Origin of the sequence: Pseudomonas sp. NPDC090755 (assembly GCF_044769005.1) — a bacterium.
Lineage (GTDB): Bacteria > Pseudomonadota > Gammaproteobacteria > Pseudomonadales > Pseudomonadaceae > Aquipseudomonas.
Window position 1 is genome coordinate 504,399 of record NZ_JBIVXC010000002.1, and the last position, 26,347, is coordinate 530,745.

At 63.4% G+C, this 26,347-nt stretch carries 30 protein-coding genes and 1 pseudogene; 14 read left to right on the forward strand and 17 right to left on the reverse strand.

Going from position 1 to position 26,347, the window contains the following annotated elements:
- Positions 1-237 precede the first annotated feature (237 nt).
- Positions 238-432: pseudogene (locus tag ACIQUS_RS06230) on the forward strand (HAMP domain-containing protein); the annotation flags it as partial.
- Positions 433-543: 111 nt separating this feature from the next.
- A complete protein-coding gene (locus ACIQUS_RS06235; RefSeq protein ID WP_403044633.1) occupies positions 544-1,287 on the forward strand; it encodes a methyl-accepting chemotaxis protein in 744 nt (247 codons plus the stop codon).
- Positions 1,288-1,350: 63 nt separating this feature from the next.
- On the opposite strand, the gene ACIQUS_RS06240 is transcribed toward ACIQUS_RS06235, so the two are convergent.
- From ACIQUS_RS06240 to ACIQUS_RS06250, 3 genes are read right to left on the reverse strand one after another with little or no spacing between them, the layout of a single operon-like run.
- Positions 1,351-1,974: an SOS response-associated peptidase gene (locus ACIQUS_RS06240; protein WP_403044277.1), complete on the reverse strand. Its 624-nt coding sequence runs from the start codon at positions 1,972-1,974 to the stop codon at positions 1,351-1,353.
- 13 nt (positions 1,975-1,987) lie between these two features.
- The gene (locus ACIQUS_RS06245) at positions 1,988-2,248 is read right to left on the reverse strand and encodes a putative signal transducing protein (protein WP_403044279.1); all 261 of its coding nucleotides are present in this window, start codon (positions 2,246-2,248) and stop codon (positions 1,988-1,990) included.
- On the reverse strand, positions 2,248-2,430 hold the full coding sequence (locus tag ACIQUS_RS06250; RefSeq protein ID WP_010225771.1) for a CPXCG motif-containing cysteine-rich protein: 183 nt from the start codon (positions 2,428-2,430) through the stop codon (positions 2,248-2,250). The genes ACIQUS_RS06245 and ACIQUS_RS06250 overlap by 1 nt, the downstream gene beginning before the upstream one ends.
- 122 nt (positions 2,431-2,552) lie before the next feature.
- On the opposite strand from ACIQUS_RS06250, the gene ACIQUS_RS06255 reads away from it, so the two are divergent.
- Complete coding sequence (locus ACIQUS_RS06255) at positions 2,553-3,719, forward strand: 1-acyl-sn-glycerol-3-phosphate acyltransferase (protein ID WP_403044282.1); 1,167 nt, start codon at positions 2,553-2,555, stop codon at positions 3,717-3,719.
- A gap of 60 nt (positions 3,720-3,779) precedes the next feature.
- Here the strand turns inward: ACIQUS_RS06255 and ACIQUS_RS06260 are convergent, their stop codons facing one another.
- Entirely contained in the window at positions 3,780-4,040 is a 261-nt protein-coding gene (locus ACIQUS_RS06260) for a hypothetical protein (RefSeq protein WP_403044285.1), read from the reverse strand.
- Positions 4,041-4,201: 161 nt separating this feature from the next.
- Between ACIQUS_RS06260 and ACIQUS_RS06265 the strand changes: the two genes are divergently transcribed.
- Positions 4,202-4,408 (forward strand): hypothetical protein, encoded by a 207-nt coding sequence (locus tag ACIQUS_RS06265; protein WP_403044288.1) that lies wholly within the window; start codon positions 4,202-4,204, stop codon positions 4,406-4,408.
- A 64-nt stretch (positions 4,409-4,472) separates the two neighbouring features.
- Here ACIQUS_RS06265 and ACIQUS_RS06270 read toward each other — a convergent pair whose 3' ends face one another.
- The gene (locus ACIQUS_RS06270; protein WP_403044290.1) at positions 4,473-5,057 is read right to left on the reverse strand and encodes a YajG family lipoprotein; all 585 of its coding nucleotides are present in this window, start codon (positions 5,055-5,057) and stop codon (positions 4,473-4,475) included.
- Positions 5,058-5,234: 177 nt separating this feature from the next.
- On the opposite strand from ACIQUS_RS06270, the gene ACIQUS_RS06275 reads away from it, so the two are divergent.
- Together ACIQUS_RS06275 and mqo are read left to right on the forward strand one after the other, a co-directional pair.
- Positions 5,235-5,468, forward strand: coding sequence for a hypothetical protein (locus tag ACIQUS_RS06275; protein WP_403044293.1), 234 nt, complete (start codon positions 5,235-5,237; stop codon positions 5,466-5,468).
- A 606-nt stretch (positions 5,469-6,074) separates the two neighbouring features.
- Positions 6,075-7,580, forward strand: coding sequence for a malate dehydrogenase (quinone) (gene mqo, locus ACIQUS_RS06280; protein WP_403044295.1), 1,506 nt, complete (start codon positions 6,075-6,077; stop codon positions 7,578-7,580).
- 54 nt (positions 7,581-7,634) lie between these two features.
- On the opposite strand, the gene ACIQUS_RS06285 is transcribed toward mqo, so the two are convergent.
- From ACIQUS_RS06285 to ACIQUS_RS06300, 4 genes are all read right to left on the reverse strand, one after another.
- Positions 7,635-7,922, reverse strand: coding sequence for a PA4642 family protein (locus ACIQUS_RS06285; RefSeq protein WP_403044297.1), 288 nt, complete (start codon positions 7,920-7,922; stop codon positions 7,635-7,637).
- A 70-nt stretch (positions 7,923-7,992) separates the two neighbouring features.
- Entirely contained in the window at positions 7,993-8,460 is a 468-nt protein-coding gene (locus ACIQUS_RS06290) for a hypothetical protein (RefSeq protein WP_403044300.1), read from the reverse strand.
- A gap of 155 nt (positions 8,461-8,615) precedes the next feature.
- The gene (locus tag ACIQUS_RS06295; RefSeq protein WP_403044302.1) at positions 8,616-9,089 is read right to left on the reverse strand and encodes a WbuC family cupin fold metalloprotein; all 474 of its coding nucleotides are present in this window, start codon (positions 9,087-9,089) and stop codon (positions 8,616-8,618) included.
- A gap of 3 nt (positions 9,090-9,092) precedes the next feature.
- Positions 9,093-9,650 carry a hypoxanthine-guanine phosphoribosyltransferase gene (locus ACIQUS_RS06300; RefSeq protein WP_274117932.1) on the reverse strand — a complete coding sequence of 186 codons (558 nt, stop codon included), beginning with the start codon at positions 9,648-9,650 and terminating at the stop codon, positions 9,093-9,095.
- Between the two features lie 162 nt (positions 9,651-9,812).
- On the opposite strand from ACIQUS_RS06300, the gene upp reads away from it, so the two are divergent.
- Positions 9,813-10,451 (forward strand): uracil phosphoribosyltransferase, encoded by a 639-nt coding sequence (gene upp / locus ACIQUS_RS06305; protein WP_403044306.1) that lies wholly within the window; start codon positions 9,813-9,815, stop codon positions 10,449-10,451.
- A gap of 2 nt (positions 10,452-10,453) precedes the next feature.
- Positions 10,454-11,716 carry a uracil-xanthine permease family protein gene (locus tag ACIQUS_RS06310; RefSeq protein ID WP_403044309.1) on the forward strand — a complete coding sequence of 421 codons (1,263 nt, stop codon included), beginning with the start codon at positions 10,454-10,456 and terminating at the stop codon, positions 11,714-11,716.
- Between the two features lie 61 nt (positions 11,717-11,777).
- Here the strand turns inward: ACIQUS_RS06310 and hemH are convergent, their stop codons facing one another.
- Both hemH and ACIQUS_RS06320 read right to left on the reverse strand, forming a co-directional pair.
- Positions 11,778-12,791 carry a ferrochelatase gene (gene hemH, locus ACIQUS_RS06315; protein ID WP_403044312.1) on the reverse strand — a complete coding sequence of 338 codons (1,014 nt, stop codon included), beginning with the start codon at positions 12,789-12,791 and terminating at the stop codon, positions 11,778-11,780.
- A 13-nt stretch (positions 12,792-12,804) separates the two neighbouring features.
- Positions 12,805-13,710, reverse strand: coding sequence for a TIGR01777 family oxidoreductase (locus ACIQUS_RS06320; RefSeq protein ID WP_403044314.1), 906 nt, complete (start codon positions 13,708-13,710; stop codon positions 12,805-12,807).
- Positions 13,711-13,892: 182 nt separating this feature from the next.
- Here ACIQUS_RS06320 and ACIQUS_RS06325 point away from each other — a divergent pair, with 182 nt between their 5' ends.
- From ACIQUS_RS06325 to ACIQUS_RS06345, 5 genes are all read left to right on the forward strand, one after another.
- Positions 13,893-14,879, forward strand: coding sequence for an NAD(P)/FAD-dependent oxidoreductase (locus tag ACIQUS_RS06325; protein ID WP_403044317.1), 987 nt, complete (start codon positions 13,893-13,895; stop codon positions 14,877-14,879).
- 144 nt (positions 14,880-15,023) lie between these two features.
- Positions 15,024-15,992 (forward strand): YbgA family protein, encoded by a 969-nt coding sequence (locus ACIQUS_RS06330; RefSeq protein WP_403044320.1) that lies wholly within the window; start codon positions 15,024-15,026, stop codon positions 15,990-15,992.
- Entirely contained in the window at positions 15,982-16,902 is a 921-nt protein-coding gene (locus tag ACIQUS_RS06335; RefSeq protein WP_403044323.1) for a MerR family transcriptional regulator, read from the forward strand. The genes ACIQUS_RS06330 and ACIQUS_RS06335 overlap by 11 nt, the downstream gene beginning before the upstream one ends.
- Complete coding sequence (phrB, locus tag ACIQUS_RS06340; protein ID WP_403044325.1) at positions 16,893-18,338, forward strand: deoxyribodipyrimidine photo-lyase; 1,446 nt, start codon at positions 16,893-16,895, stop codon at positions 18,336-18,338. Before ACIQUS_RS06335 ends, phrB begins: the two co-directional genes overlap by 10 nt.
- On the forward strand, positions 18,335-19,039 hold the full coding sequence (locus tag ACIQUS_RS06345) for an SDR family NAD(P)-dependent oxidoreductase (RefSeq protein ID WP_403044327.1): 705 nt from the start codon (positions 18,335-18,337) through the stop codon (positions 19,037-19,039). The genes phrB and ACIQUS_RS06345 overlap by 4 nt, the downstream gene beginning before the upstream one ends.
- Before the next feature lie 38 nt (positions 19,040-19,077).
- Here the strand turns inward: ACIQUS_RS06345 and ACIQUS_RS06350 are convergent, their stop codons facing one another.
- The 6 genes from ACIQUS_RS06350 to hemA all read right to left on the reverse strand — a co-directional run bounded on the left by ACIQUS_RS06350 (position 19,078) and on the right by hemA (position 24,440).
- Positions 19,078-19,596, reverse strand: a complete 519-nt coding sequence (locus tag ACIQUS_RS06350; RefSeq protein ID WP_403044330.1) for an acyloxyacyl hydrolase — start codon at positions 19,594-19,596, stop codon at positions 19,078-19,080.
- Positions 19,597-19,710: 114 nt separating this feature from the next.
- Positions 19,711-20,511, reverse strand: coding sequence for a glutamate racemase (gene murI / locus ACIQUS_RS06355; protein WP_403044332.1), 801 nt, complete (start codon positions 20,509-20,511; stop codon positions 19,711-19,713).
- Positions 20,504-21,259 carry a molybdopterin-synthase adenylyltransferase MoeB gene (locus ACIQUS_RS06360; protein ID WP_403044334.1) on the reverse strand — a complete coding sequence of 252 codons (756 nt, stop codon included), beginning with the start codon at positions 21,257-21,259 and terminating at the stop codon, positions 20,504-20,506. The genes murI and ACIQUS_RS06360 overlap by 8 nt, the downstream gene beginning before the upstream one ends.
- The gene (prmC, locus tag ACIQUS_RS06365; RefSeq protein WP_403044336.1) at positions 21,253-22,083 is read right to left on the reverse strand and encodes a peptide chain release factor N(5)-glutamine methyltransferase; all 831 of its coding nucleotides are present in this window, start codon (positions 22,081-22,083) and stop codon (positions 21,253-21,255) included. The genes ACIQUS_RS06360 and prmC overlap by 7 nt, the downstream gene beginning before the upstream one ends.
- Positions 22,084-23,166, reverse strand: coding sequence for a peptide chain release factor 1 (prfA, locus tag ACIQUS_RS06370; RefSeq protein WP_403044338.1), 1,083 nt, complete (start codon positions 23,164-23,166; stop codon positions 22,084-22,086).
- Positions 23,163-24,440, reverse strand: coding sequence for a glutamyl-tRNA reductase (gene hemA, locus ACIQUS_RS06375; RefSeq protein ID WP_403044341.1), 1,278 nt, complete (start codon positions 24,438-24,440; stop codon positions 23,163-23,165). Before hemA ends, prfA begins: the two co-directional genes overlap by 4 nt.
- A gap of 176 nt (positions 24,441-24,616) precedes the next feature.
- Here hemA and ACIQUS_RS06380 point away from each other — a divergent pair, with 176 nt between their 5' ends.
- Positions 24,617-26,344: a tetratricopeptide repeat protein gene (locus ACIQUS_RS06380; RefSeq protein ID WP_403044343.1), complete on the forward strand. Its 1,728-nt coding sequence runs from the start codon at positions 24,617-24,619 to the stop codon at positions 26,342-26,344.
- Positions 26,345-26,347: the final 3 nt, after the last annotated feature.

Below are 26,347 nucleotides of genomic sequence, written 5' to 3' on the forward strand. Positions count from 1 at the left end.
GCCCTCGATGCCAGCGTCGCCACTACCCTGAACCAGCTCAGCGGCGAAACCCTGCACTACAAGGTCAATCAAGAAGCCGGCCGCATCGAGCTGTACCTGCCGTTCAAGATCGCCAACACCGACGCGCGCTGGACCCTGCTGCTGGAGATGCCGGTCAGTGCGGTCATGGCCGACGTCAACAAACTCCAGGATGAACTCAGCGCCCAGCGCCGCACCGATATCACCGGCATGACCCTGATGGGCCTGGGCATCGCCGCCGTTGGCCTGCTGGTGATCTGGCTGCTGGCCCACGGCATCGCCCGCCCGCTGCGGCAAATGGTGGCCATGCTCGACGACATCGCCCAGGGCGAAGGCGACCTGACCCGCCGCCTGAGCAGCGACCGCGCCGACGAACTGGGCTCGATCGCCAAGGGCTTCAATACCTTCCTGGGCAAGTTGCAGGCGATGATCAGCCAGGTGGTGGCCTCGGTGCAGAAAGTCAGCGACTCGTCGGAGCACACCGCCGACATCGCCATTCGCACCAATCAGGGGGTGCACAAGCAAATGGCCGAAATCGAGCTGGTGGCCACCGCCGTGCACGAGATGACCGCCACCGCCCAGGACGTGGCGCGCAACGCCACCCATGCCGCCCAGGCCGCCAGCAACGCTGACCAGGCCGCCCACCAGGGCCTGCAGATCGTGCGCAACACCTCCGATTCGATCAGCGCCCTGGCCGAGGAGATCGGCCGGGCGGTGGGCGTGGTGCAGACCCTGGCCCGCGACAGCGAGAACATCAATGCGATCCTGATCGCCATCCGCGCCATTGCCGAGCAGACCAACTTGCTGGCGCTGAACGCCGCCATCGAAGCGGCCCGCGCCGGCGAGCAGGGTCGCGGCTTTGCCGTGGTGGCCGACGAGGTGCGCAACCTGGCGCAGAAGACCCAGCAGGCCACTGAAGAAATCCAGCAGATGATTCAACAGTTGCAACAAGGCACCCGCGATGTGGTGCGGGTCATGGAAGACAGCCAGGGCAAGACCGATGACAGCGTGCAGCAGGCCGCTCGCGCCGCCCAGGCGCTGGAAAGCATCACCCAGGCAGTGTCGGTGATCAACGACATGAACACCCAGATCGCCAGCGCGGCCGAAGAGCAGAGTGCGGTGGCCGAAGATATCAACCGCAATGTGATCAATATCGGCCAGGTGGCCAATGAAGTGGCGGGCGGAGCCGATGAGTCCAGCAGCGCCAGTGCCGAGCTGACCAAGCTGGCCGAACAGCAGCGACGCCTGATCAATCAGTTCAGGGTGTAACTCAATCGCGGGGCAAGCCCGCTCCTACGTACTGTAGGAGCGGGCTTGCCCCGCGATACGATATCAAGCCGGGGTGAGGCACTCCGGCCCATTGAGCTTCGGATCATTGACAAAATTGGCCAGCACCCGCTCCCGCAACGGTGCCTGGCTGCTGGCCAGCAATTCGTACAGCCGCGCCACGGGCGTTTCAGGATCAAGCCAGGCCGCCTGCCCCGCCGCATCGAGAATCAACGGCCGGCGCAGACTCATCGCTGCCTGGGTCACCACCGCAGTGCTCAGCCAGACCTGGTCCTGCACCGGGTAGGCCTCCCAGATGGCCGCAAAGAACAACGAAGAACCCTCCCCCGGCGTCAGCCAGTACGGCCGCTTGCGCGCCGTGCCGCGCCACTCGTAGAAACCGTTGGCCGGCATCAGGCAGCGACGCTGGCGAAAGGCCTCGCGAAACATCGGCTGCTCGGCCAGGGTTTCGGCCCGGGCATGGGCCGGGGTGCGCGACAGGTCGGTTAGCCAGGCCGGCGTCAGCCCCCAGCGGGCACGGGCCAGTTCCAGCTTGCCGGCTTCAGGCTGGCGCTGGATCAGTACCGAGGCACCGGGGGAGATGTTCCATTGCGCCTGCTGGTCCGCCGGGAACCCCGGCAAGGCGGCAAAGGCAGGAGACCAGCGAAACAGCGCATAACGTCCACACATGGGGATAAAAAACCTAGCAAATCAGGGTGCCGGGGAGACTCTCCGGTTCGTCGCCAGCCAGTGGCTGGGCGTCATTGTACGCGGCGATCAACTGGCGTGCGTATTCGGCCTGTTCATCGGCGACGGCCAGGCCCAGCAGGCCCTGCATCGGCAGGTCGCCGATCGCCCCCATCAGGTCGCGGCCGACCAGGTGTACCTGGATACCCTCGCTATCGAGCATGCCGATCAGCATTTCGGCTTCCAGCAGGTTTTCCGGCTCATAGATTCGTTGCATCAGTCGTTCTCGCCATAAACATCCAGCATCCACTCTTCACCGTGCACCTGAAGCACGAAGCGGATGGGCTTGCAGCAGACCTGGCAGTCCTCGATGTACTCCTGGTCGCCACCGGACAGGTCCACCGTCGTTTCAACTTCTTCACCACAATAAGGACAATCGTAGATCGCAGTCTCCAGCATCGCGGCCTCCGGAGTGACTTGTGCGTATAATTGCCGGTCTATTTACAGGACCTGCGCGTGTTCGAGCCGTTTTTCGGACCCCGGCCCCTACCTATTACCCTAGCCGTTTCCAACAAGAGAGCATGATGGGCGAATTCGATGCCATCCGACCGTACGACGATGCTGAGGTCCCTGCCGTTCTGGCACGCCTGCTCAGCGACCCGGCATTCCTCGATATCCTCACCCACTTTCGCTTCCCGCGCATGGCCGGGGCCTTTGGCTGGCTGCTCAAGCCACTGATCGCCCGGCGCCTGCGCAAAGAGTTCGCCGGGGTCAGCTGCGTCTCGACCCTGCAGGACAAGGTCGAGTACTACGTCGACCATACCATCGAGCGCGCCACCGACGGCGTCACCTACACCGGCGTCGAGTTGCTCAAGTCCGGCACTGCCTACCTGTTCCTGGCCAACCACCGTGACATCGTCATGGACCCGGCATTCGTCAACTACGCCGTGTACCACGCCGGCCTGCCGACGCCGCGGATCGCCATCGGCGACAACCTGCTGCAAAAGCCGTTCGTCAGCGACATGATGCGCCTGAACAAGAGCTTCATTGTCCACCGCTCGATCACCGGCCGCCGGGAAAAACTCGCGGCCTACCAGTTGCTCTCGGCCTACATCAACCATTCGATCCGCAACGACGGCCAGTCGATCTGGATCGCCCAGGCTGAAGGCCGGGCCAAGGATGGCGACGATCGCACCGATTCGGCGATCCTGAAAATGTTCCACATGAGCCGCAAGGACGAGCCCTTCGGTGCAGTGATCCAGGCATTGAACCTGAGCCCGGTATCGATCAGCTACGAATACGACCCCTGCGACCAGGCCAAGGCCCGCGAGCTGTACATCCGCGCCACCACCGGCAGCTACAGCAAAGCGCCGGGCGAGGACGACCTGAGCATCGCCCAGGGCATCACCGGCTACAAGGGTCGGGTGCACATCAACTTCGCCCCGCCGGTGACAGCCTTCTTCGAGGACACCAAGCAGCTGGCGGCGGAGATCGATCGGCAGATTCTGGCCGGCTACCGCTTGTTCCCAGTGCATTACCTGGCGTACGCGCAATGGGCCGATGCCGATCCGGCGCTGGAAGTGCCCAAGGCCGCCACGCTGTTCCCAGGCGATGAGCTGGCCCGCGCCCAGGCCGAATGGCAACGCCGCCTGGACGCTTGCCCGGCCGAGCATCGGCCGTACCTGGTGCAACAGTATGCGACGCCGGTGCGTAATCAGTACCGGGTCAAGGCGGGATTGGCGCTCTAAGCTATCGCGGGGCAAGCCCGCTCCCACACTGTGGGAGCGGGCTTGCCCCGCGATAGGGGTTCAGACCCAGGTGCTGAACCAGGACAGCAACAAGGCCAAGGCCAGGAAGGCAAAGCCCAGGATGTAGTAGAAACGGTTGATCCGCTGGGTCATGCCGTCGGCCACCGCTTCATCGCTTGGCGCACCCGCCAGCACTTGCGCTTCACGGCGCCGGGCACTGTGCAGCAGCAGGCCGCCTGGGCAGGTAATCAGCAACGCCAGCACGTTGATCAACTTGGCCGGGTGGGCGGCAATCAGCCCCCAAAGCATTTGCAGCGACATCACAGAACCTCTAAGTCATACACCGACACACTCGATGCGGCGGGCATTCTACCCAAGCCGTGCGTCGATTCCCGCCCTTTTCGACCAATGACGGCCCGCGTCATACGATCGTCATGCAAACCCGCCACCCTGTCGGCCTTCGTCACGAAAGGGAGCTTGTCATGCTGCACGCCGAAAACCAGGACCGTCTTTACCTGATCGCCCAGAGCGATGAACAGCAGGCGCTGATCGACGGCCTGGCCTTCAACGTCCAGGATCGCCAGTGGCTGGTGTACTGCGCCCTCGGCGGGCATCCCCACGACGACCTGCCGGAGGTCGATGGCGATACCGGCATCAGCCTGCTGGATTTCTACGTCGAAGCGGCCTGATCCCACGCATAAAAAAAGCCCGATGCCGGCAACCCCGGCATCGGGCTTTTTCTTGGGCGCGGATTTACTCGCCGAGGATCTGGCCGATGGCCTGGTCCTTGAATACGCGAGTCAGCGCATCGCTGAGCACGTCACCCACCAGCTTGGTGTTGGTTTCCTGGTTCGGCGCCATGCCGAAACGCTGGTCCAGCGACGCACCGTAGCGGCCGCTGTAGCGACGGTTGGCGTTGGACACGTCGGCACGGAAGGTGGCGCCGATGGTGGCTTCGGTCACGTACAGGCCCTCCTTGGGCGACTGGTACTTGAGCTCGGCCAGGGTCAGGGTCAGTTGCGGCGCGTTGTAGGCGTTGGGCGTCGGGGTGAAGCCCAGCAGGCGCACGGCGGCTTCGGCCTGGGCCTGCAGCTTGGGCAGCAGGTCGTTGCCGGTCACGGTGATGGCACTGGTTTCAGGGTACATGCCGCCACGGGTGCCCAGGGTTTGCGAAGCGCGACCGTCGACCACCTTGACCACGACCGGCTGGCCATGGCCGACCGGCGCGAGCTGGGCGGTGAGTTTCGGTTGCGGGTTGAGTTGTTGCGGGCTGTGGGCACAACCGACCAGGGTCAGACTGGTCACCGCGATCAAACCGAACAACAAACGTTGCAACATGCTCATCTCTCCAGAATAGGCAGCAAAGGCCGCCAGTATAACCAGCACGACGCGGCCCAGCCATCGGCGTGCCATTAGCGAATAAGACCGGCGCGAACGCTGCCGGTTCGCTGTCACAATCGTTTCATCGCCACGCGGCTATGCTGGCGCCCAGCACACGCCAAGAGGGAGTACCCCATGTCCCGGTTCTGGACAGACCTGTTCGCTCGCCCGCCCGTCCGCACCTTTGCCCGGCTCGACGCCTGCGGTCAATGCCTGGCCTTCAAGCAATGCGCCGAGCGCCCCGATGGCAGCGAGTGGGTGGAGATCGACGAAATTCGCCTCGCCTGGCTGGGTCACCCGCTACCGGCCAGCGCACGGATTTGCCCACCTGCGCGCGGCAACTGGATACAGCGCAGCCTGGCCGCCTGACCTTGCGTCAATAAAAGTCGCTAATAAAGATCATTTCTGCCCGAGACATCGTTATAATCTTCCCCCGATTATAAGGACGTCTCCTGATCGGGCCTCGCAGCACCGCCAATGTCGACCATTGCGCATCCTCCGCACCGCCCACAGAGAGCCTTCCACACAGGTCTTGCACACGTCAGCGCGCCTGCGTCATCCGGCTCCTGCCCCTGCATGAACCTGCCAGGTCTGCCATCGCGCAGTCCTTTTTGAGGTTCACGTCTCCAAAAGAGCGTGAAAAAACGGGTTTTCACAACTTCACGAGAGTGTGGCGAGCAATGAACAGTCTGGCATGTGCAAAAGCACCTAAAGTGTCCCGAACAGCCCTGAACAGCTGGCAACAGCGCTCATCCAGGATGAGCGACTGAAGCCGGTCCATAACGCACGACGGACACCTTGACCATAAGTCGAATTGCCGCACCGGCTTTAAAATGCGTTCATAGGCAACGCAAAGCCCGTTTGGCGGTGTCCGCTGAAGTTGCAAAACCTGCGAAGAATCGGACATGGCGATCCTGGCCAAGCCAGGGATCCTATGCTGTCAATTTGGTGCTGTAGATTTTGGAGACGCGTTAAATGGCGCAGAACGAAGCAGTCGATGTAGTACTGGTAGGGGCAGGCATCATGAGTGCCACCCTGGCCGTACTGCTCAAGGAACTCGACCCGGCAATCAAGCTGGAAGTCGTCGAGTTGATGGATTCGGGTGCCGCGGAAAGTTCCAACCCGTGGAACAACGCCGGGACCGGCCATGCCGGGCTGTGTGAACTGAACTACACGCCGCAGGCCGCCGACGGCAGCATCGACATCAAGAAAGCGGTGCACATCAACACCCAGTTCGAGGTATCCCGGCAGTTCTGGGCCTACCTGAGCAAGAAAGGCGCATTCAGTTCGCCACGGGCGTTCATCAACCCCATCCCGCACCTGAGCTACGTCGAAGGCGAAAAGGGCATCGGCTTCCTGAAGAAGCGTTTCGAGCTGCTCAAGCAGCACCACGCCTTCGCCGACATGGAGTACACCGAAGACAAGTCGCTGATGAACGAGTGGATGCCGCTGATGATGCCTGGTCGCCCTGCCGACCAGAAAATCGCCGCGACCCGCGTCATCAAAGGTACCGACGTCAACTTCGGCGCCCTGACCAACAAGCTGCTCAAGCACCTGGCCAGCGCCCCGGATGCCCAGGTCAAGTATTGCAAGCGTGTCACCGGCCTGCGCCGTAACGGCAACGGCTGGACCGTCAGCATCAAGGACGTCAACAGCGGCGCCAGCCGTGAACTCGACACCCGCTTCGTGTTCCTCGGCGCCGGTGGCGCGGCACTGCCGCTGCTGCAACAGTCGGGCATCGAGGAAAGCAAGGGCTTTGGCGGTTTCCCGGTCAGCGGCCAGTGGCTGCGTTGCGACAACCCGGAAGTGGTCAAGAAGCACCAGGCCAAGGTCTACAGCCAGGCGGCGGTAGGCTCGCCACCGATGTCGGTGCCACACCTGGATACCCGTGTCGTCGACGGCAAGACCTCGCTGCTGTTCGGCCCTTACGCCGGCTTCACCACCAAGTTCCTCAAGCACGGCTCGTTCCTCGACCTGCCGCTGTCGGTACGCATGGGCAACATCGGCCCGATGCTTGCTGTGGCCCGCGACAACATGGACCTGACCAAGTACCTGGTCAGCGAAGTGATGCAGTCGATGGAGCAGCGCCTGGAATCCCTGCGCCGCTTCTACCCCGAGGCGAAAGCCGAGGACTGGCGCCTGGAAGTGGCCGGCCAGCGCGTGCAGATCATCAAGAAAGACCCGAAAAAAGGCGGTGTCCTGCAGTTCGGTACCGAACTGGTGGCCGCCAAGGACGGCACCCTGGCCGCCCTGCTGGGAGCCTCCCCGGGTGCTTCGGTGACCGTGTCGATCATGCTCGAGCTGATCGAACGCTGCTTCCCCGAGAAAACCAAGGGTGCCTGGGCGGGCAAGCTCAAGGAAATCTTCCCTGCCCGGGAAAAGGTCCTGGCTGCCGATGCCGCGCTGTACCACAAGATCAGCGCCCACAACGACGAGGCCCTGGGCCTGGTCGAAAACAGCCCGGCGCAGCACTACGCGTAACGCACCGGCACAAAAAAACGCCCTTCGGGGCGTTTTTTTATGGGCGTCTGGTGATCAGCTGCGCGCCTTTTCGATGATCTCGATATAGTCAGGGGCGTTACGCTGGTCCTGGATCAGATCGACAAAGGTCTTGCCGTGTTCGTCCTTGCCGTCCACATCCAGGCCCGCCTCGACGAAGAAGCCGACAAAACGCTCGAAGTCATCGATGCGCAGACCGCGGTAGGCCTTGACCAGCTTGTGCAGCGAAGGGGACGTGGCATCCGCCGGTTCGTACTGCAGGAAGGATTTGACGTACTCGTCGCTGATCTCATCCCCAATCACTTGCTTCTTGTCTTTACGCATTGCCGACTCCAACTGAACCATCACGGACATTTTCACGGGCCGGCAGTGTACCCCTGCCCGGCACACCGGCTCAACGCGCGCGTACCGCTCCGGTGTGCAGATCGGCCCAGACATGGCCGTTGGCATAGCTGAGGAACTGTACATACACAGTGTCGTTGCGCAGCAGGTCGAGAATCACCCGGTACTGGCTGATCGGGTAGTTGAGGCTCAGGATCTTGCGCTGGTCGTCGAACACCGGCTTTTTCAGGCTTTTGCTCTCGGCATCGAAACTGATCAGCACCTGGCGCACCGTCGCGCCCTTGCTCAGGGGCTTGCCCTTGAGGCGCAGGATCAAGGGTGACGTCACAGGGATCGGCTGCTGGTTGGATTGACGCTGGTTGCCCACCACCACCGAATAGTCGGTGACCTGGAGCAATTGCTGGGATTGCGGGGTTTCCTGGCGCAGGGACAGGTCGTCCGGGGGCAGGAACTGGCTGTGCAAAGGCGCAGCAGCCAGTGGCATGCTCAACACGAGAAGCAGGGGGACAATCGCACGCATGACGGGCTCCTTGGGGTGGCCCGGCACTCTAGCACAGCGTCAAGCCTTGTAGCCGCTGCCGCCAGGCTGCGATCGGCCTGGCGCCTCGCAGTGACTGACTTGCGGCCGCTGCGCGCCCGATCGCAGCCTGGCGGCAGCGGCTACGGAGCAGTGATTCAGTCGAACTGCGCGCGCATCCAGGCCTGGTAGTCGGCCACGCCCGGCTCGCCTTCACGCGGCGCCCAGCTGGCCTGCTCACCCTCGCCAATCGGGCGGTACGGGCCGGACTTGCATTCGAACATCATGCTGTCCGCTTCCAGCACCACCAGGCCGTGGAAGGTGCCCGGCGCCAGGTCGACGCCCAGGCAATCGCCACCCGCTTCGAGCACCCGCTTTTCCAGCACGGCGCCCTGCTCATCGAAGATCAGCAGGCCCAGCTTGCCGCGCAGCACGATCAGGCACTCCGCCTTGTCGGCGGACAGGTGACGGTGTGGCGGAATGTAGGTGGACGGCTGCAGCCCTACCGCCATGCGGTGGCAAGGCTCTTCCATGTCATGGAAGTTATGGTGCTGGCGCCCACGCGGGCTGGCTGACGACTTGGCGGCCAGCTCGGCAAACAACGACTGGTCGAGAAATCCGGGCTGGCGCATGGTTTAGAGTCCTTTGACGGCGAAGATGCCATTGGCGTTACGCCAGTAGCCTTTGTAGTCCATACCGTAACCGAAAACGTAGCGGTCGACGCAGCTCAGGCCACAGAAATCGGCCTTGAGCTCGGCGCTGGCCTTGCGGTCGTGGTCCTTGTCGATCAGTACCGCCGTGTGCACGGCACGGGCGCCGGCATGCTTGCAGAAGTCGATGATGGCGCTGAGGGTGTGCCCCTCATCGAGGATGTCGTCGATGATCAGCACGTCGCGATCGATGAACGAGACTTCCGGCTTGGCTTTCCAGAACAGGTCGCCGCCGCTGGTCTGATTGCGATAGCGAGTGGCGTGCAGGTAGGAAGACTCCAGCGGGAACTGCAGGTGCGTCAGCAGCTTGCCGGCGAAGATCAGGCCACCGTTCATTACACAGAACACCACCGGGTTGCGCTCGGCGAGCACGTCGCTGATCTGCGCGCCAACGCGGGCAATGGCCGCCTCGACTTCGGCTTCGGTGTACAGGCAGTCAGCCTCTCGCATGACTTGACGGATATGCTCGAGATCAGCGGACATGGCGCTCTCCAGGGGCGGCAATTGAGAAAAGCGGGCAAAGGTACGCATCCGGCAGCGCCAGATCAAGCATTTATGGACTAACGTCCAGAATGCGTAAGGACACACGCGGCTGAATAGATTAATCTACCGCGGTTTTTTTGCCCGCCCCCCGGAGCCTTCCCTATGCCTACCCGTGAGATCCGCCATCCGCTGATCCGTCACAAGCTCGGCCTGATGCGCCGTGCCGATATCAGCACCAAGAACTTTCGCGAACTCGCCCAGGAAGTCGGCACGCTCCTGACCTATGAGGCCACCAAGGACCTGCCCCTCGAAACCTACGAAATCGAGGGCTGGTGCGGCAAGGTTCAGGTCGAGAAGATCGCCGGTAAAAAGATTACTGTAGTACCGATCCTGCGTGCCGGCATCGGTATGCTCGACGGCGTCCTCAGCCTGATTCCAGGTGCCAAGGTCAGTGCCGTGGGCGTGGCCCGCAACGAGGAAACCCTCGAAGCGCACACCTACCTGGAAAAACTCGCCCCGGAAATCGACGAGCGCCTGGCCCTGATCATCGACCCGATGCTGGCCACCGGCGGCTCGATGGTCGCCACCATCGACCTGCTCAAGAAAGCCGGCTGCAAGGACATCCGCGCGATGGTGCTGGTTGCCGCGCCCGAAGGCATCGCCGTGGTCGAGAAAGCGCACCCGGACGTGCAGATCTACACCGCCTCGATCGATGAGCGCCTGAACGAGCACGGTTACATCATTCCAGGCCTGGGCGATGCCGGTGACAAGATCTTCGGTACCAAGCAGAAGGACGCCTGACCATGCAGGATGAGTTCAACGACCCGCTCTGGCGTCAGGTCGTCTCCGGCGCGCAGATGCTCTTCGTCGCCTTTGGCGCGCTGGTCCTGATGCCGCTGATCACCGGCCTCGACCCGAACGTCGCGCTGTTCACTGCGGGCCTGGGGACTCTGCTGTTCCAACTGGTGACCGGCCGTCAGGTACCAGTGTTCCTCGCCTCCAGCTTCGCCTTCATCACCCCGATCATCCTCGCCAAGGGCCAGTTCGGCCTGGCCGAGACCATGGGCGGGGTCATGGCGGCAGGCTTCGTCTATACCTTCCTGGGCCTGGCCGTGAAGATCAAGGGCACCGGTTTCATCGACCGCCTGCTGCCGCCGGTGGTGATCGGCCCGGTGATCATCTCCATTGGCCTGGCCATGGCGCCGATCGCCGCCAACATGGCCATGGGCAAGGCCGGCGACGGCACCGAGTTGCTGCCCTATGGCACCGCCATGATGATCTCCATGCCGGCACTGCTGACCACCCTGGTTGTGGCGGTGTTCGGCAAAGGCATCTTCCGCCTGGTGCCGATCATTGCCGGTGTGCTGGTGGGCTTTGGCCTGTCGTTCTACTTCGGCGTGGTCGACACCGCCAAGATCGCCGCCGCTCCCTGGCTGGCACTGCCACACTTCACCGCCCCGGCCTTCAACTGGCAGGCGATCCTGTTCATTGTCCCGGTTGCCCTGGCGCCTGCCATCGAACACATCGGCGGCGTGATTGCCGTGGGTAGCGTGACCGGTCGTGACTACCTGAAAAAGCCGGGCCTGCACCGCACCCTGCTCGGTGATGGCATCGCCACCACCACGGCGGGCCTGTTCGGTGGCCCACCCAACACGACCTACGCCGAAGTCACCGGCGCGGTGATGCTGACCAAGAACTACAACCCGAAGATCATGACCTGGGCGGCAATCTTTGCCATTTCCCTGGCCTTCATCGGCAAGTTCGGCGCCTTGCTGCAAAGCATTCCGGTACCGGTGATGGGCGGCATCCTGTGCCTGCTGTTCGGTTCGATCGCGGCGGTGGGCATGAACACCATGATCCGCCACAAGATCGACCTGGGCGAAGCACGCAACCTGGTGATCGTCTCGGTGACCCTGGTGTTCGGTATCGGTGGCGTGTTGATCGGCACCGGTACCGGCCCGGATGACTGGGGCCTGAAGGGCATCGCCCTGTGTGCCGTGGTCGCCATTGCCTTGAACCTGCTGCTGCCGGGTAACGACAGCTGGAAGCACAAGGTTCAGCACTGAATGTATCGCGGGGCAAGTCGGGTCGCCGCACCGCCGACCCGACTTGCCCCGCGATCAGGCCTCAAGCCGTTTCACACATCCCCGTCAACGCCTGAACCCACTGCGGGTGATCATTCAGGCAAGGCACCAGCACCAGCTCCTCCCCGCCAGCCTCGATAAACTGCTCGCGCCCGCGATCACCGATCTCCTCAAGGGTTTCAATGCAGTCGGCGACAAACGCCGGGCACATGACCAGCAGCTTCTTCACGCCCGCCTTGCCCAGCTCGTCCAGACGGGTCTCGGTGTAGGGCTCGATCCACTTGGCCCGGCCCAGGCGCGACTGGAACGACACCGACCATTTGCCATCCGCTATGCCCATCTGCCGGGCGAACAACTGGGCCGTGCGCAGGCATTGGCCGCGGTAGCAGACCGCGCGCATTTCAGGCGACGCATCACGGCAGCAATCAGGATCCTGGAAGCGGTGAGTACCGGTCGGGTCGAGCTTTTTAAGATGGCGCTCAGGCAGGCCATGGAAGCTCAGCAGCAGGTGATCGTAGTCCTGTTCCAGGTACGGCCTGGCGCTGGCCACCAGGGCATCGATGTATTCGGGACGGTCGTAGAACGGCTTGAGCACCGCCATCTGCAACGGCAACTGCTGCTCGGCGATCACCTGCCGCGCCTGCTCGACCACCGTGGTCACCGTGCTGTCGGCGAACTGTGGATAAAGCGGCGCCAGGGTGACGTTCTTCACCCCCTGGGCGGCCAGGCGCGCCAGCACGCTGGGCAAGGACGGCTCGCCATAGCGCATGGCGATCTCGACCGGGCCATGGCGCCAGTATTCACGCATTGCAGCCTGCAGGCGGCGGGTCAGTACCACCAGAGGCGAGCCTTCATCCCACCAGATCGAGGCATAGGCATGGGCCGACTGTTCGGGGCGCTTGACCAGGATCAGCGACACCAGCAAGCGTCGCACCGGCCAGGGCAGGTCGATGACATAGGGGTCCATCAGGAACTGATTGAGGTAGCGGCGCACATCGGCCACCGAGGTGGAAGCAGGCGAACCCAGGTTGACCAGCAACAACGCGTGATCGGTCATGCAACGTCCTATATCAGAGGCGCCTGGACAAGGCGTCCAGCGCCGATTGCAGATCATTGAAGCGGAAGGTGAACCCGGCCGCGAGCAAACGCACCGGCCGTGCCCGCTGACCGCCCAGCAGCAGGATCGACAGCTCGCCCAGGCCGGCCTTCAACACCAGGGCCGGCAGCGGCATGAATGCCGGGCGATGCAGGGTCTTGCCCAGGCGCCGGGCAAACTCGCGATTGCGCACCGGTTCCGGGGCGCAGGCATTATAAGGACCGCTGGCGTCCTTGTGCTGCAAGAGAAAATCAATCAGGGCGATCTGGTCATCGATATGGACCCACGGCATCCACTGCCGACCATCGCCGATCGGCCCGCCCAGCCCCAGTTTGAACGGCAGACGCAGGCGCGACAAAAAGCCGCCCTCGCTCGACAGCACCAGCCCGGTACGCACCAGCACCACGCGAATCCCCAACGCCTGTGCGCGTAGCGCGGTTTCTTCCCAGGCGATGCACAGCTGGCTGGCGAAATCCTCCTTGACCGGCTGCGAGGCTTCGGTCAGCTCGCGTTCGCCACCATCGCCATACCAACCTACGGCCGACCCGGAAATCAGTACCTCGGGACGCTGCTCACGGCTCTCCAGCCAGGCCAGCAGTTGCTCGGTCAGGGTGATCCGGCTCGACCAGAGCACTGCACGGCGCCGCGCACTCCAGGGGCGATCGGCAATCGGCGCACCGGCCAGGTTGATCACCGCATCAAGCATGTCGTCTGCGGCCAGATCCTCGAGATGGGCAATGCCGCGCACACCGGCACCGCACAATCTACCCACCTGCTCAGGCCGCCGGCTCCACACCGTCAACCGATGCCCTTGGGCCAGCCACTGCTGACACAGCTGTTGGCCTATCAATCCAGTACCGCCGGTCAGCAATATATGCATGGCTGTGTCCTCACATGGCGCTGGCTGGTCTATTTTTAAGAACAAGGCACTTTTTTGACCGAACGCTCTCGGATAAACATAGGCGAACCTACAGCATTGAGCGCAATCTTATACAGGATTCGTTTATTGTACAGATTTGCCCGGCAGCACCGTCTGCAACTATCAGGTTCGAAGAGGCCATCATGAGTGTACCCATTGCAATCATCGGCGCCGGCATCGCCGGCCTGTCAGCGGCCCAGGCACTGCAGAAGGCCGGACAGGCCGTGCACCTGTTCGACAAGGGCCACGGCAGCGGCGGTCGCATGGCCAGCAAACGCAGCGATGCTGGCGCCCTGGACCTCGGTGCCCAGTACTTCACCGCCCGTGACCGGCGCTTCGTCGACCAGGTCCAGCAATGGGTGACTGCCGGTTGGGCCGCCGAATGGAAGCCGCAGCTCTATCACTACCAGAACGGTATTCTCAGCCCCTCCCCCGATGAGCAGACCCGCTGGGTAGGCGTGCCGCGCATGAGCGCCATCACCCGTGGCCTGCTCAAGGACCTGACGGTCAATTTCACCTGCCGCATCGCCGAAGTGTTTCGCGGCAAGCAATACTGGCACCTGCAAGACACCGAAGGGTGCAGCCATGGCCCGTACAGCCGGGTGATCGTCGCCGTGCCCGCCCCCCAGGCCACCCAGTTGCTGGCGGCCGCACCTAAGCTCGCGGCCACCGCAGCCAGCGTGCAGATGGACCCGACCTGGGCCATCGCCCTGGGCTTCGACACGCCACTGGACACCCCCATGCAGGGCTGCTTCGTCCAGGACAGCTCCCTCGACTGGATGGCCCGCAACCGCAGCAAACCCGGGCGTGACAGCCATATGGACACCTGGGTGTTGCATGCCACCTCCGTCTGGAGCAAGCAGCACATCGACCTGAGCAAGGAGGCGGTGATCGAACAGCTGTGGGGCGATTTCGCCGAGCTGGTCGGCTGTGTCGTACCCGCCCCCACTTTCTCCCTTGCCCATCGCTGGCTCTACGCCCGCCCGGCCATCAACCACGAATGGGGCGCCCTGGCCGATGCGGACCTGGGCTTGTATGCCTGTGGCGACTGGTGCCTGTCCGGTCGGGTCGAGGGCGCATGGCTCAGCGGCCAGGAAGCGGCACGGCGGCTGATCGAACACCTGGAATGACCCCACCCGGGGCGCACGTTCGGCGCCCCGTTGCCTTCGTTGTCCTGTCCAAAACCTGTACAGACAAATTGACTTGCACAGGTATCGCTCTATGATAATCCTGTACACAAGCACTAACTTGTACAAGTTTTACAGGACGCCCGTATGCCTGCCTCCCCATTCACCCCCAAGCCAAAAATCGCCGTCAGCGCCTGCCTGACCGGGGCCGAGGTGCGTTACAACGGCGGCCACAAGGCCTCGCGCCTGTGCAATGAAGTCCTGGGCGAGTATTTCGACCTGGTGCCGGTGTGCCCGGAAGTGGCCATCGGCCTGGGCGTTCCGCGCGCGCCCATTCGCCTGGTCGGCGACCCTGCCGCCCCCCGGGCGGTGGGCAGTCGTGATCCGGCCCAAGACCTGTCCGCGCCCTTGCAGGCTTACGGTGAGCGGATGGCGAGTGAACTGGATGCAATCTGCGGCTACATCTTCATGCACAAGTCGCCTTCGTGTGCGCTGGAACGGGCCAAGGTCTACCAGGCCAACGGCTACCCGGCCCGAGAAGGCGCTCGCGGCCTGTACGCGGCGGCGTTCTGCCGACTGCGCCCGGACCTTCCGGCCGAGGAAGACGCCCGCCTGTGCGACCCGGTGCTGCGCGAGAATTTCATTACCCGGGTCTACGCCTATGCCCAGTGGCAGCAACTGCTGGCAGACGGTCTGAGCCGTGGTGCACTGATCGCCTTCCATGCCCGCTACAAGTATCAGCTGATGGCCAACAACCCCCGGGAATACCGGACCCTGGGCAAACTGCTGGGCAGCATGACCCGCGACGACGCCCCCGAGGTGATCGGCCCGCGCTACTTCAGCCAGTTGATGCAGGCCCTGAGGCGTTGTGCCAGCCGCGGCAATCACAGCAATGTCCTGCTGCATCTGAGCGGCTACCTGCGCGATGCCCTGAGCGACGAAGACCGCCGGGAGATCCGCCAGTTGATCGACCAGTACCAGGCCGGCGTGGTGCCGCTGGTGGTGCCGCTCACCTTGCTCAAGCATCATTTGCGCAGCCACCCTGATCCCTATGTGCTGCAGCAGGTCTACCTGCAACCGCACCCGGAACGCCTGGGCCTGCGCAATGCCATCTGACCCGACGCTGTTGCCCATCGGCGACGTGACGCGCCTGACCGGTGTCAACCCGGCCACCCTTCGCGCCTGGGAACGACGCTATGGGCTGATCATTCCGCAGCGCACCGGCAAAGGCCACCGGCTCTACAGCCAGGAGCATGTCGAGCGCATCCGCCAGATCCTGCGCTGGCTGAACCATGGGGTTGCGGTGGGTCAGGTCAAGACGCTGCTGGGCAGCCCGCCCGACGAGCCCGTGCAACGGATTGGCAATGACTGGGCAAGCTTGCAACAGCAGTTGATCGAAGCCATTACCACCCTGGCCGAACGACACCTGGACCAGCACCTGAACCAGGTCATGGCGCTCTATCCTGCCGCGACCCTGTGCGAGCACTTGCTGATGCCGTTGCTCGGCCAGCTGGAGCTGCGTTGGCAAGGCCAATTCAGCGCACGCCTGGAACAGGTGTTCTTCGGCTCCTGGCTGCGCAGCAAGCTGGGGGCACGGATTCACCACAACAATCACTCGCTCGGTGGCCCACCCTTGCTGGTGGTCAACGGCTCGACCCTGGAATTCGACCCGCAGCTGTGGCTGTGCGCCTGGCTGGGCAGTGATGCGGGTTGCCCTGTGGCCATGCTGGAATGGAGCGTGCCGGCCAATGAACTGGCCGTCGCCGTGGCACGCCTGCGACCACGGGCCCTGCTGGTGTGCCTGGGCAAAGCTGTCAACCTGCGTCAGCTCGAGCGCAGCCTCACCGGCATCGAGGTGCCAACCTGCCTCAGCGGCAGCGCCGTGAGCATCCATAGACAGGCCATCGAGGCCTGGATGCACACCGACCTGCAGCTGTCCACCACTCCCCTGGCGGCACTCGAGGGCCTGCGGCGACTGCAGGTTACCCGAGGCGCCGCGTTAGACCGAGAAGCCCCATGCAATTGATCTGGTTGCGCAGCGACCTGCGCGTACATGACAACACGGCCCTGGCCGCCGCCTGCGAACGCGGGCCGACCCTGGCGGTATGGCTGGTCAGCCCCGGGCAGTGGCAGGCGCATGATGACGCGCCGTGCAAGGTCGATTTCTGGCTGCGCAACCTCAGTGCACTGCGCGAGCAACTGGCGGCGCTGAACATCCCGCTGCTGATTCGCCAGGCCGACACCTGGGATCAAGCGCCAGCCGTATTGTTGCAATTGTGCCGCGAACACCAGGTGCAGGCGTTGCACCTGAACGACGAATACGGTATCCACGAAAGTCGCCGGGACCAGGCGGTGGAAAAAGCGTTGTCACAATCGGGGATTGGCGTGCATCGCCACCTCGATCAGTTGCTGTTCAGGCCCGGCAGCATTCTCACCCGCAGCGGTGACTACTTCCAGGTCTTCAGCCAGTTCCGCAAGGTCTGTCATGAACGGCTGCACCTGGCCCTGCCCGCCCTGCAGCGCGCAATTGCACCCCAGGCGCCTGTGGCTATCAGCAGTGATCCGGTACCCGGTCAGATCCCCGGCTTTCCCACACCCCCAAGCAGCCTTCGTGCACTCTGGCCAGCGGGTGAAGCCGAGGCACATGAGCGCCTGCAGCGCTTTGTCGATGAAGTCGCCGAGGACTACCAGCAACTGCGCGATCTGCCCGCTGTCGCCGGCACCAGCCAGCTCTCCGCCTACCTGGCCGCCGGGGTTGTTTCGCCCCGCCAATGCCTGCACCAGGCCCTGTCGCACAATTGCGGCGAGTTCGACAGCGGCAACCCGGGCTTTGTAACCTGGATCAACGAGCTGCTGTGGCGCGAGTTCTACAAGCACATCCTGGTCGGCTACCCCAGGGTGTCGCGGCACCGGGCCTTTCGCCCGCACACCGAGGCCCTGCCCTGGCGCCACGCGCCGGATGAGCTCAAGGCCTGGCAGGAAGGCCGCACCGGCATCCCGATCATCGATGCAGCCATGCGCCAGCTGCTGGCCACGGGCTGGATGCACAATCGCCTGCGCATGATCGTTGCCATGTTCCTGACCAAGAACCTGTTGATCGACTGGCGCGAGGGCGAGCGTTTCTTCATGCGCCACCTGATCGACGGCGACCTGGCGGCCAACAACGGCGGCTGGCAGTGGAGCGCCTCGACCGGCACCGATGCAGCCCCCTATTTCCGCATCTTCAATCCCGTCAGCCAGTCCCGCCGGTTCGACAGCCAGGGGCGCTTCATCAGGCAATGGATACCGGAACTGATCGATATGGATGAAAAAAATATCCACGCCCCTTTGTTTGAATATGAACTCTTTGCTAATAATCAATGCTATCCACAACCCATTGTGGACCTCGGAAGCAGTCGCCAACGTGCATTGGATGCATTCAAGCAATTATCCAGATGGCAGCATGAGGAACACCAATTTTGAACGCGCCTATTACCAAACGGGTGTGGGTAACCGGCGCCAGCAACGGTCTTGGCCTAGCCCTGGCCGAACGACTGTTGGAGCAGGGTGCGCAGGTTACGGCCAGCGGACGACCCTCGGAGCAACTACAGGCACTTGCCGACCAGCACGGCCCGTACCTGCTGGTACAAGACTACGACCTGAGCGACCCCGCCCAGGCCGCCGCCGCCGCCCGGCAGATCAAGGATCACTGGGGGGCGATCGACTGCCTGATCATCAATGCCGGCACTTGCGACTACCTGGCGTCCGACACACCGGCACCGGCGCTCTTCGAAGGCATAGTCAGCAGCAACATCAACGCGTCGGCCAATTGCCTGGCCAGCGCACAGCCGCTGCTCAAGCAAGGCAGCAGCCCGCAGGTGCTGGCAGTGCTCAGCCGCTATTCAGCGTTGCAGATCCATGAGCCCAGCCAGCCGGCCAGGCCCGACAACAGCCTGACAGCGCTGTTCGCCAGTCAGCGCGCAGCCCTCGGCGCACACGCCATCGACCTGACCGTCGTCGCGCCGCAGAGTTTGAAGGTGCCGGTAGTGCCGGTTCAGGTAATACCCGAACAGTGGACCGCCCAGAGTGCCGCTGAGGTCATCCTCAAGCATCTGCCGGATCGTGCACCGGATCTGGTACTCGAGGCGCTGGGCGTCAACAGCCTCTGGCCGTTGCCCAAGTAGTTGACCGGCCCTGCGCCAGACGCAGGGCCAAGGCAGGGTTACAGCGGCATGCGATAGTGCAGGGAGTAACTTTCCACACCATCGTTGGGTGTCTGTAGCCCGCCATTGGAATAGTGAATGGCGCGTACACCGACTTCATGTCCACCGGCAAAGCGCAGGCCGAAACCGATCCGGTCTTCGAACTGGAAAGATGAGCCCAGTTCATTGTTTTCGACTTCAGTACTGGAAAAAGCCGCTACGCCGACGCCTAATTCGATATAGGGCTTGACCGACTCGCCGGCGAACTCATAGACGAACACCGGTGCAAAGGAAAGACTGTGGCTACTTGACGTCTCGTCGCCGTCCCAATAGCTGTAGGCACCGTCCCAGTAGCCGGTAACCCGACCTACGCTGGTTTGCCACCAACTAACATCCCAGTTCGATTGCAACCCCAGGCGATAGACCATGGTCGACTCACCGGTTTGTCCGACCGAGAAAGAAACGTCTGCTGCTTGAGTTGTGAAAGATTGCCCCAGGGTGACGGCTGCAATGGCAGCCAAGCAAAGCAGTTTCTTCATGAGAAACGTCCTATTTCCTAATGCTGTTGTTGGTTTTTCCGTTACATCAGAAAAACTTATAGAAATCGGAGACGCCGCGATAGTTCAGTAAATGGTGAGTGCTTAAGGCACTTCTTACTTAGTGAAGCTTCGCACAGTGTCGGATTTCTTCCACAACATTGGAAGGATCTTTTCAAAATGTTCTGGGCTTGCGCTGGTCCAGAATTGCGTGTCACGGGCAACGTCGGCAGACAGCAAATCACGCTCGCCGAGCAGGCGTTGCAGCTGGCGGGCAACAGCGGCGCCGGTGTCGATGATCGCCATGTTGGCGGGCACCATCTGCTTGAGCAGCGGTTTGAGGAAAGGGTAATGGGTGCAGCCGAGGATCAAGGTGTCGCAGCCGCCTTCGAGCAGGGGTTGCACGTAGCCTTGCAGCAACTCACGCAAGGCCGGGCTGCTCAGATCGCCGGCCTCGATGCACTCGACCAGCCCCGGGCACGGCTGGGTAATCACCCGTACATCGCTGGCAAATCGATCGAGCAAGGCCGCGAACTTGGCGCTTTGCAGTGTGCCGGTGGTAGCCAGGACACCGACCACCCCGCTGCGGGTAGCGGCCGCAGCCGGCTTTACCGCAGGCTCCATGCCTACCAGCGGCCAGTGTGGATACTGCTCGCGTAAATCCGCCACGGCCGCCACGGTGGCCGTGTTACAGGCCAGCACCATGGCTTTGGCACCCTGCTCGCGGAAGAACTCGGCGACCAACCGGCAACGCTTGCGGATGAACTCCGGTGATTTCTCACCGTAGGGAATGTGCCCGCAGTCGGCGACGTACAGCAACGACTCGTTGGGCAGCAGGTGCTGGATTTCCGCCAGTACCGACAAGCCACCCACACCGGAATCGAATACGCCGATCGGCGCGCTTGCCTGATCAGTCATTGTGCGAGCCACAGACACTGCAACCCGGATCGCGCTTGACCCGCAGTTCACGGAACCGGCTGCCCAGGGCATCGATCAGCAACAGCCGGCCGACCATGGGCTCGCCGAATCCGGCCAGCAGCTTCAGCGCTTCCAGGGCCTGCAGGCTACCCACCAGGCCTACCAGCGGGCCCACCACACCGGCTTCGCTGCAGGTGAGCTCAGCTTCGCTGCCATGACCATAGAGGCAGTGGTAGCAAGGGCTGTCAGGACGACGCGGGTCGAACACCGACAACTGCCCTTCCAGGCGAATCGCCGCGCCACTGACCAGCGGCTTGCCCTGCGCCACGCAGGCGGCGTTGACCGCCTCGCGGGTGGAGAAGTTGTCGGTGCAGTCGAGCACCAGGTCCACCGCCTGTACGGCGGCGGCCAGCGAATCCTCGTCCAGCGCATTTCGGTGGGCCACCAGGCGAATCTCGGGGTTGATCGCCTGCAAACGGGCCAGGGCCGAATCGACCTTGCTCTGCCCCACCGTGGTGGTGTCGTGCAGCACCTGACGTTGCAGGTTGGTCAGGTCGACCGTGTCGAAATCCGCCAGGTGCAGCTCACCGACCCCCGCCGCCGCCAGGTACAAGGCCACCGGCGAGCCCAGGCCGCCGAGACCGATGATCAGCGCCCGGCTGTCCTTGAGGCGCAACTGGCCGTCGATATCGACCTGGGCCAGGAGGATTTGGCGGCTATAGCGCAACAGCTCTTGATCACTCAGCACGACAGTCGCCCCAGGCTGATGCGTTCGTGTCCGCCGAGGTCGACGCGGCTCTCGACCTGCTCGAAGCCGAGACCGGCGAGCAACTCGCGCACGGCGACGGCCTGGTCGTAACCATGTTCGAGCAGCAGCCAGCCGCCGGGCTGCAGATGCCCGGGCGCCTGGCTGATGATGGTGCGCAGGTCGTCCAGCCCGTCGACGCCGGCCACCAGGGCACTGCTCGGCTCGAACCGCACGTCTCCGGCGACCAGGTGCGGATCCTCGGCAGCGATGTACGGCGGGTTGCTGATGATCAGGTCGAAGCGCTCGCCCTCGATGGCACTGAACCAGTGACTGCTGAGCACCTGGACGTTGCCAAGTTGCAGGCGCTGGCGGTTGCGCTCGGCCAGTGCCACGGCTTCGAGCACGCGGTCGACTGCCGTCACCTGCCACTGCGCCCGCTCGCTGGCCAGGGCCAGGGCAATGGCGCCAGTGCCGGTGCCCAGGTCCAGCACCCGTGCAGGCGCTGGCGACACCAGCTCAAGGGCAGTTTCGACCAGCAGCTCGGTGTCCGGACGCGGGATCAGGGTATGCGGCGCCACTTCCAGGTCCAGGTTCCAAAAGCCCTGCTGGCCGAGGATATAGGCCACCGGCTCGCCGCTACGACGGCGCTGCAGGTACTCGGCGAAGGTCAGCGCCGCTTCGCTGCTGACAATCCGCTCGGGCCAGGTGTGCAGGTAGCTTCGCGACTTGCCGATGGCCGCGGCCAGCAACAGTTCGACATCCAGACGCGCCGTCGGCGAGTCGGGCAGCTCCGCAGCGCGAAGCAGGCTGGCGATAATCGTCATTTACTCACCCAGTGCAGCCAGTTGGTCAGCCTGATACTCGGCCAGCAGCGGTTCGATCACCGCTTCCACGCCGCCGGCCAGGACGTCGTCCAGGGAATACAAGGTCAAGTTGATACGGTGATCGGTGACCCGGCCCTGTGGATAGTTATAGGTGCGGATACGCTCGGAACGGTCGCCGGAGCCCACCAGCAGCTTGCGTTCGCTGGCGATGGCGTTCTGCGCGGCGCTGGTCTGCATGTCGTTGAGCTTGGCCGACAGCCAGGACATGGCCCGTGCCCGGTTCTTGTGCTGGGAACGTTCCTCCTGGCACTCGACCACGATGCCCGTCGGCAAGTGGGTGATACGGATCGCCGAGTCGGTCTTGTTGACGTGCTGACCACCGGCGCCGGAGGCGCGGTAGGTGTCCACGCGCAGGTCCGCCGGGTTGATCTCGATGGCCACCTGCTCGTCCGGCTCGGGCAGTACCGCCACGGTGCAGGCCGAGGTGTGGATACGCCCCTGGGATTCGGTTTCCGGCACGCGCTGGACGCGGTGGGCACCAGATTCGAACTTCAGCTTGCCATAGACATTGTCGCCTTCGACCCGGGCGATGATTTCCTTGTAGCCACCATGCTCCCCTTCGTTCTCCGAGAGGATTTCCAGGCGCCAGCCACGGCGCTCGGCATAACGCGAATACATGCGGAACAGGTCGCCGGAAAAGATCGCCGCTTCGTCGCCACCGGTGCCGGCGCGGATTTCCAGGAACACATTGCGCCCGTCGTTGGGATCCTTGGGCAGCAGCATGCGCTGCAGCTGGTTCTCAAGTTCCGCCAGTTGTTCCTTGGCCTCGCGCACTTCTTCCACGGCCATTTCCCGCAGGTCCGGGTCACTGTCCTTGAGCAGCGCCTGGGCGCCGGCCAGGTCATCCTGCAGCTTGCGCCACTGACCATAGGCGGCGGCTACCGGCTCGACCTCGGCGTACTCGCGCGAGTAGGCGCGAAAGCGGGTCTGGTCGGAAATGACTTCGGCATCGCCCAGCAGGGCGGTCAATTCCTCGAAACGGTCCTGGAGGGTGTCCAGCTTATTGAGCAGCGACGCTTTCATTGCGGGGTTTTATCCGTCGATCCCTCATTGAGGGCAAAGAGTTCCTGAGCCATGGCCAGCGCATCGAGGCGGCCTTCGGCAGAGAGCTTTTTCAGTTGCACGCTGGGGGCATGCAGCAGTTTGTTGGTCAGGCCACGGGCCAGTTGCACCAGCACATCCTCGGCGCTGCTGCCATTGGCCAGCAGGCGCTGGGCCTTTTGCAGTTCTTCGTCGCGCAGGCGTTCGCTCTGCTGACGGTAGGCCTTGAGTACATCCACTGCCGCCAGCTCGCGCAGGCGCAGCATGAAATCCTCGGCGCCCACCGACACCAGTTCCTCGGCGGCCTGGGCGGCGCCCTGGCGGCTCTTGAGGTTCTCGGCGACCACGTCATGCAGGTCGTCGACGGTGTAGAGGTAAACGTCGTCCAGTTCACCGACTTGCGGCTCGATGTCCCGGGGCACGGCGATATCGACCATGAAGATCGGCTTGTGCCGGCGCTGTTTCAGTGCGCTTTCCACGGCGCCCTTGCCGAGGATCGGCAACTGGCTGGCGGTGGAACTGATGACGATGTCGCTGTTGACCAGTTCCTGGGGGATGTCGGACAGCAGCACCGCATGGGCGCCGAACTGCTCGGCCAGGGTGCTGGCCCGCTCCAGGGTTCGGTTGGCCACCACGATGCGCCGCACGCCCTGCTCGTGCAGGTGACGCGCCACCAGGGTGATGGTTTCGCCGGCACCGATCAGCAACGCCTGGCTGCGGCCCAGGTCGCTGAAGATCTGCTTGGCCAGGCTGACCGCGGCGAAGGCTACCGACACCGGGTTCTCGCCAATGGCCGTGTCGGTGCGCACCTGCTTGGCGGCACTGAAGGTGGCCTGGAACAGGCGCCCGAGCAGCGGGCCGATGGTCCCGGCTTCGCGGGCCACGGCGTAGGCCGATTTCATCTGGCCAAGGATCTGTGGCTCGCCCAGCACCAGCGAGTCGAGGCCCGACGCCACGCGCATCATGTGCTTGACCGCGTCGTGATCCTCGTGGATGTAGGCACTGGCACGCAGCTCATCGAGGCTCAACTGGTGGTATTCGGCCAGCCAGCGCAGGACGCTCTCTGCCGCCAGGTGATCCTGCTCTATATAGAGTTCGCTACGGTTGCAGGTCGACAGGATCGCCGCTTCGCGGCTGGCGGTCAGTCGGCAGAGCTGTTGCAAGGCGTCTACCAGCTGCTCAGGGGTAAACGCCACGCGCTCGCGTACGTCTACCGAGGCAGTCTTATGGTTGATACCGAGTGCAAGAAAGGCCATGCAAGGTCGCTGATTGTGACGTGAAGCCGATAATTGTCCTACTTCGCAGGTTCCAGAACAACCACCGCTCGCTATTGTCTCTATAGTCTACCCCTACCGAGACCTTCGCTTATGGGTTTGCCACCGCGCTTGTGTCATGATGATCCGACCGCTGGTAAGTCGCCCAATTCCTCATTATGAATAGATCCTACGCGTTGTTCCTTGCCGTTGCCCTGCTCCAGGGCTGTCAGACCCTGACCCCAGGATCCACCGGTGACCAGGCGCCTGCCCTCGATGCCACGCAAAAGCAGGCGGACAAACCCGTCGTCTACGGATCGTTCAGCCAGGAAACCGTCTACAACCTGCTGACCGCGGAACTTGCCGGCCAGCGCGATCGTTTCGACATCGCCCTGGACAACTATGTCAGCGAGGCGATCAAGACCCAGGACCCCGGGGTTTCCGAGCGCGCCTACCGCATCGCCGAATACTTGGGCGCCGACCAGGCGGCCCTGGACACTGCACTGATCTGGGCCCGCAACGACGCCGACAACCTCGATGCGCAACGTGCCGCCGCCATCCAGCTGGCCCGGGGCGGGCGCTATGACGACTCCATGGTCTACATGGAAAGAGTGCTGCAGGGCAAAGGCGATACCCATTTCGACTTCCTCGCCCTGTCGGCCGCCGAAACCGACCAGGACACCCGCGACGGCCTGCAGAAAAGCTTCGACCGCCTGCTGAAAAAGTACCCCGACAACAGCCAGCTGGTGTTCGGCAAGGCCCTGCTGCTGCAACAGGACGGCAACGCCAAGGAGGCACTGAGCCTGCTGGAGGCGCATCCGCCGGAAGAAGGCGAAATCGCCCCCGTGCTGCTGCGCGCACGCCTGCTGCAGGCCGTGGGCCGTGGCGACGAAGCCCTGCCCCTGCTGCAGAAAACCATTCGCCAGAACCCGGACGACAAGCGCCTGCGCCTGACCTACGCACGCACGCTGGTGGAGCAGGATCGCCTGGACGACGCCAAGATCGAGTTCTCCACCCTGGTCCAGCAGTACCCCGAAGACGAGGAGCTGCTCTACTCCCTGGCCCTGATCTGCCTGGAAACCAAGAACTGGGAAGAGGCTGCCGGCTACCTGAACGACCTGATCGAGCGTGACAGCCACGTCGACGCCGCCCACCTGAACCTGGGCCGCATCCACGAAGCACGCAACCAGCCGGACCTGGCCTTGGGCGAGTACGCCCTGGTGGGCCCGGGCAACGACTACCTGCCGGCGCAACTGCGCCAGGCCGACATCCTCATCGCCAATGGCCGCAGCAGTGAAGCCTCGCGGCGCCTGGCGCTGGCCCGCGACACCCAGCCCGACTACGCCATCCAGCTGTACCTGATCGAAGCCGAGGCCCTGGGCAACAACGACAAGGATGCCCAGGCCCTGCAAGTGCTGGAGAAGGCACTCAAGCAGTACCCGGACGACAACAACCTGCTCTATACCCGCGCCATGCTGGCCGAAAAGCGCAACGACCTGGCCCAGATGGAAAAGGACCTGCGCAGCATCATCGCCCGCGAGCCGGAAAACGCCATGGCCCTCAACGCCCTGGGCTACACCCTGGCCGACCGCACCACGCGCTACGCCGAGGCCAAGGCGCTGATCGAGAAGGCACACCAGATCAACCCGGAAGACCCCGCCGTGCTCGACAGCCTGGGTTGGGTCAACTTTCGCATGGGCAATCTCGATGAAGCCGAGCGCTTGCTGCGCCAGGCCCTGGAGCGCTTCCCCGACCACGAGGTCGCCGCCCACCTGGGTGAAGTGCTGTGGGCCAACGGCAAACGCCGCGAAGCCCGGCAAATCTGGGCCAAGGCCTTCGAAGCCCAGCCCGACAGCCAAATTCTGCGCAAGACTGTCCTGCGCCTGACCGGATCCGAGACTCTTTAACGC

What these genes read in the sequence shown, in the direction of transcription:
- ACIQUS_RS06350 (WP_403044330.1), bottom strand. Translation starts at nt 19,596, where the DNA reads ATGAAGAAACTGCTTTGCTTGGCTGCCATTGCAGCCGTCACCCTGGGG.
- ACIQUS_RS06295 (WP_403044302.1), bottom strand. Translation starts at nt 9,089, where the DNA reads ATGCGCCAGCCCGGATTTCTCGACCAGTCGTTGTTTGCCGAGCTGGCC.
- prmC (WP_403044336.1), bottom strand. Translation starts at nt 22,083, where the DNA reads ATGACGATTATCGCCAGCCTGCTTCGCGCTGCGGAGCTGCCCGACTCG.
- ACIQUS_RS06240 (WP_403044277.1), bottom strand. Translation starts at nt 1,974, where the DNA reads ATGTGTGGACGTTATGCGCTGTTTCGCTGGTCTCCTGCCTTTGCCGCC.
- prfA (WP_403044338.1), bottom strand. Translation starts at nt 23,166, where the DNA reads ATGAAAGCGTCGCTGCTCAATAAGCTGGACACCCTCCAGGACCGTTTC.
- ACIQUS_RS06335 (WP_403044323.1), top strand. Translation starts at nt 15,982, where the DNA reads ATGCCATCTGACCCGACGCTGTTGCCCATCGGCGACGTGACGCGCCTG.
- hemA (WP_403044341.1), bottom strand. Translation starts at nt 24,440, where the DNA reads ATGGCCTTTCTTGCACTCGGTATCAACCATAAGACTGCCTCGGTAGAC.
- mqo (WP_403044295.1), top strand. Translation starts at nt 6,075, where the DNA reads ATGGCGCAGAACGAAGCAGTCGATGTAGTACTGGTAGGGGCAGGCATC.
- ACIQUS_RS06255 (WP_403044282.1), top strand. Translation starts at nt 2,553, where the DNA reads ATGATGGGCGAATTCGATGCCATCCGACCGTACGACGATGCTGAGGTC.
- ACIQUS_RS06330 (WP_403044320.1), top strand. Translation starts at nt 15,024, where the DNA reads ATGCCTGCCTCCCCATTCACCCCCAAGCCAAAAATCGCCGTCAGCGCC.
- ACIQUS_RS06285 (WP_403044297.1), bottom strand. Translation starts at nt 7,922, where the DNA reads ATGCGTAAAGACAAGAAGCAAGTGATTGGGGATGAGATCAGCGACGAG.
- ACIQUS_RS06265 (WP_403044288.1), top strand. Translation starts at nt 4,202, where the DNA reads ATGCTGCACGCCGAAAACCAGGACCGTCTTTACCTGATCGCCCAGAGC.
- phrB (WP_403044325.1), top strand. Translation starts at nt 16,893, where the DNA reads ATGCAATTGATCTGGTTGCGCAGCGACCTGCGCGTACATGACAACACG.
- upp (WP_403044306.1), top strand. Translation starts at nt 9,813, where the DNA reads ATGCCTACCCGTGAGATCCGCCATCCGCTGATCCGTCACAAGCTCGGC.
- ACIQUS_RS06380 (WP_403044343.1), top strand. Translation starts at nt 24,617, where the DNA reads ATGAATAGATCCTACGCGTTGTTCCTTGCCGTTGCCCTGCTCCAGGGC.
- ACIQUS_RS06275 (WP_403044293.1), top strand. Translation starts at nt 5,235, where the DNA reads ATGTCCCGGTTCTGGACAGACCTGTTCGCTCGCCCGCCCGTCCGCACC.
- ACIQUS_RS06310 (WP_403044309.1), top strand. Translation starts at nt 10,454, where the DNA reads ATGCAGGATGAGTTCAACGACCCGCTCTGGCGTCAGGTCGTCTCCGGC.
- ACIQUS_RS06290 (WP_403044300.1), bottom strand. Translation starts at nt 8,460, where the DNA reads ATGCGTGCGATTGTCCCCCTGCTTCTCGTGTTGAGCATGCCACTGGCT.
- murI (WP_403044332.1), bottom strand. Translation starts at nt 20,511, where the DNA reads ATGACTGATCAGGCAAGCGCGCCGATCGGCGTATTCGATTCCGGTGTG.
- ACIQUS_RS06320 (WP_403044314.1), bottom strand. Translation starts at nt 13,710, where the DNA reads ATGCATATATTGCTGACCGGCGGTACTGGATTGATAGGCCAACAGCTG.
- ACIQUS_RS06300 (WP_274117932.1), bottom strand. Translation starts at nt 9,650, where the DNA reads ATGTCCGCTGATCTCGAGCATATCCGTCAAGTCATGCGAGAGGCTGAC.
- ACIQUS_RS06235 (WP_403044633.1), top strand. Translation starts at nt 544, where the DNA reads ATGGCCGAAATCGAGCTGGTGGCCACCGCCGTGCACGAGATGACCGCC.
- ACIQUS_RS06260 (WP_403044285.1), bottom strand. Translation starts at nt 4,040, where the DNA reads ATGTCGCTGCAAATGCTTTGGGGGCTGATTGCCGCCCACCCGGCCAAG.
- ACIQUS_RS06270 (WP_403044290.1), bottom strand. Translation starts at nt 5,057, where the DNA reads ATGTTGCAACGTTTGTTGTTCGGTTTGATCGCGGTGACCAGTCTGACC.
- ACIQUS_RS06325 (WP_403044317.1), top strand. Translation starts at nt 13,893, where the DNA reads ATGAGTGTACCCATTGCAATCATCGGCGCCGGCATCGCCGGCCTGTCA.
- ACIQUS_RS06245 (WP_403044279.1), bottom strand. Translation starts at nt 2,248, where the DNA reads ATGCAACGAATCTATGAGCCGGAAAACCTGCTGGAAGCCGAAATGCTG.
- ACIQUS_RS06250 (WP_010225771.1), bottom strand. Translation starts at nt 2,430, where the DNA reads ATGCTGGAGACTGCGATCTACGATTGTCCTTATTGTGGTGAAGAAGTT.
- hemH (WP_403044312.1), bottom strand. Translation starts at nt 12,791, where the DNA reads ATGACCGATCACGCGTTGTTGCTGGTCAACCTGGGTTCGCCTGCTTCC.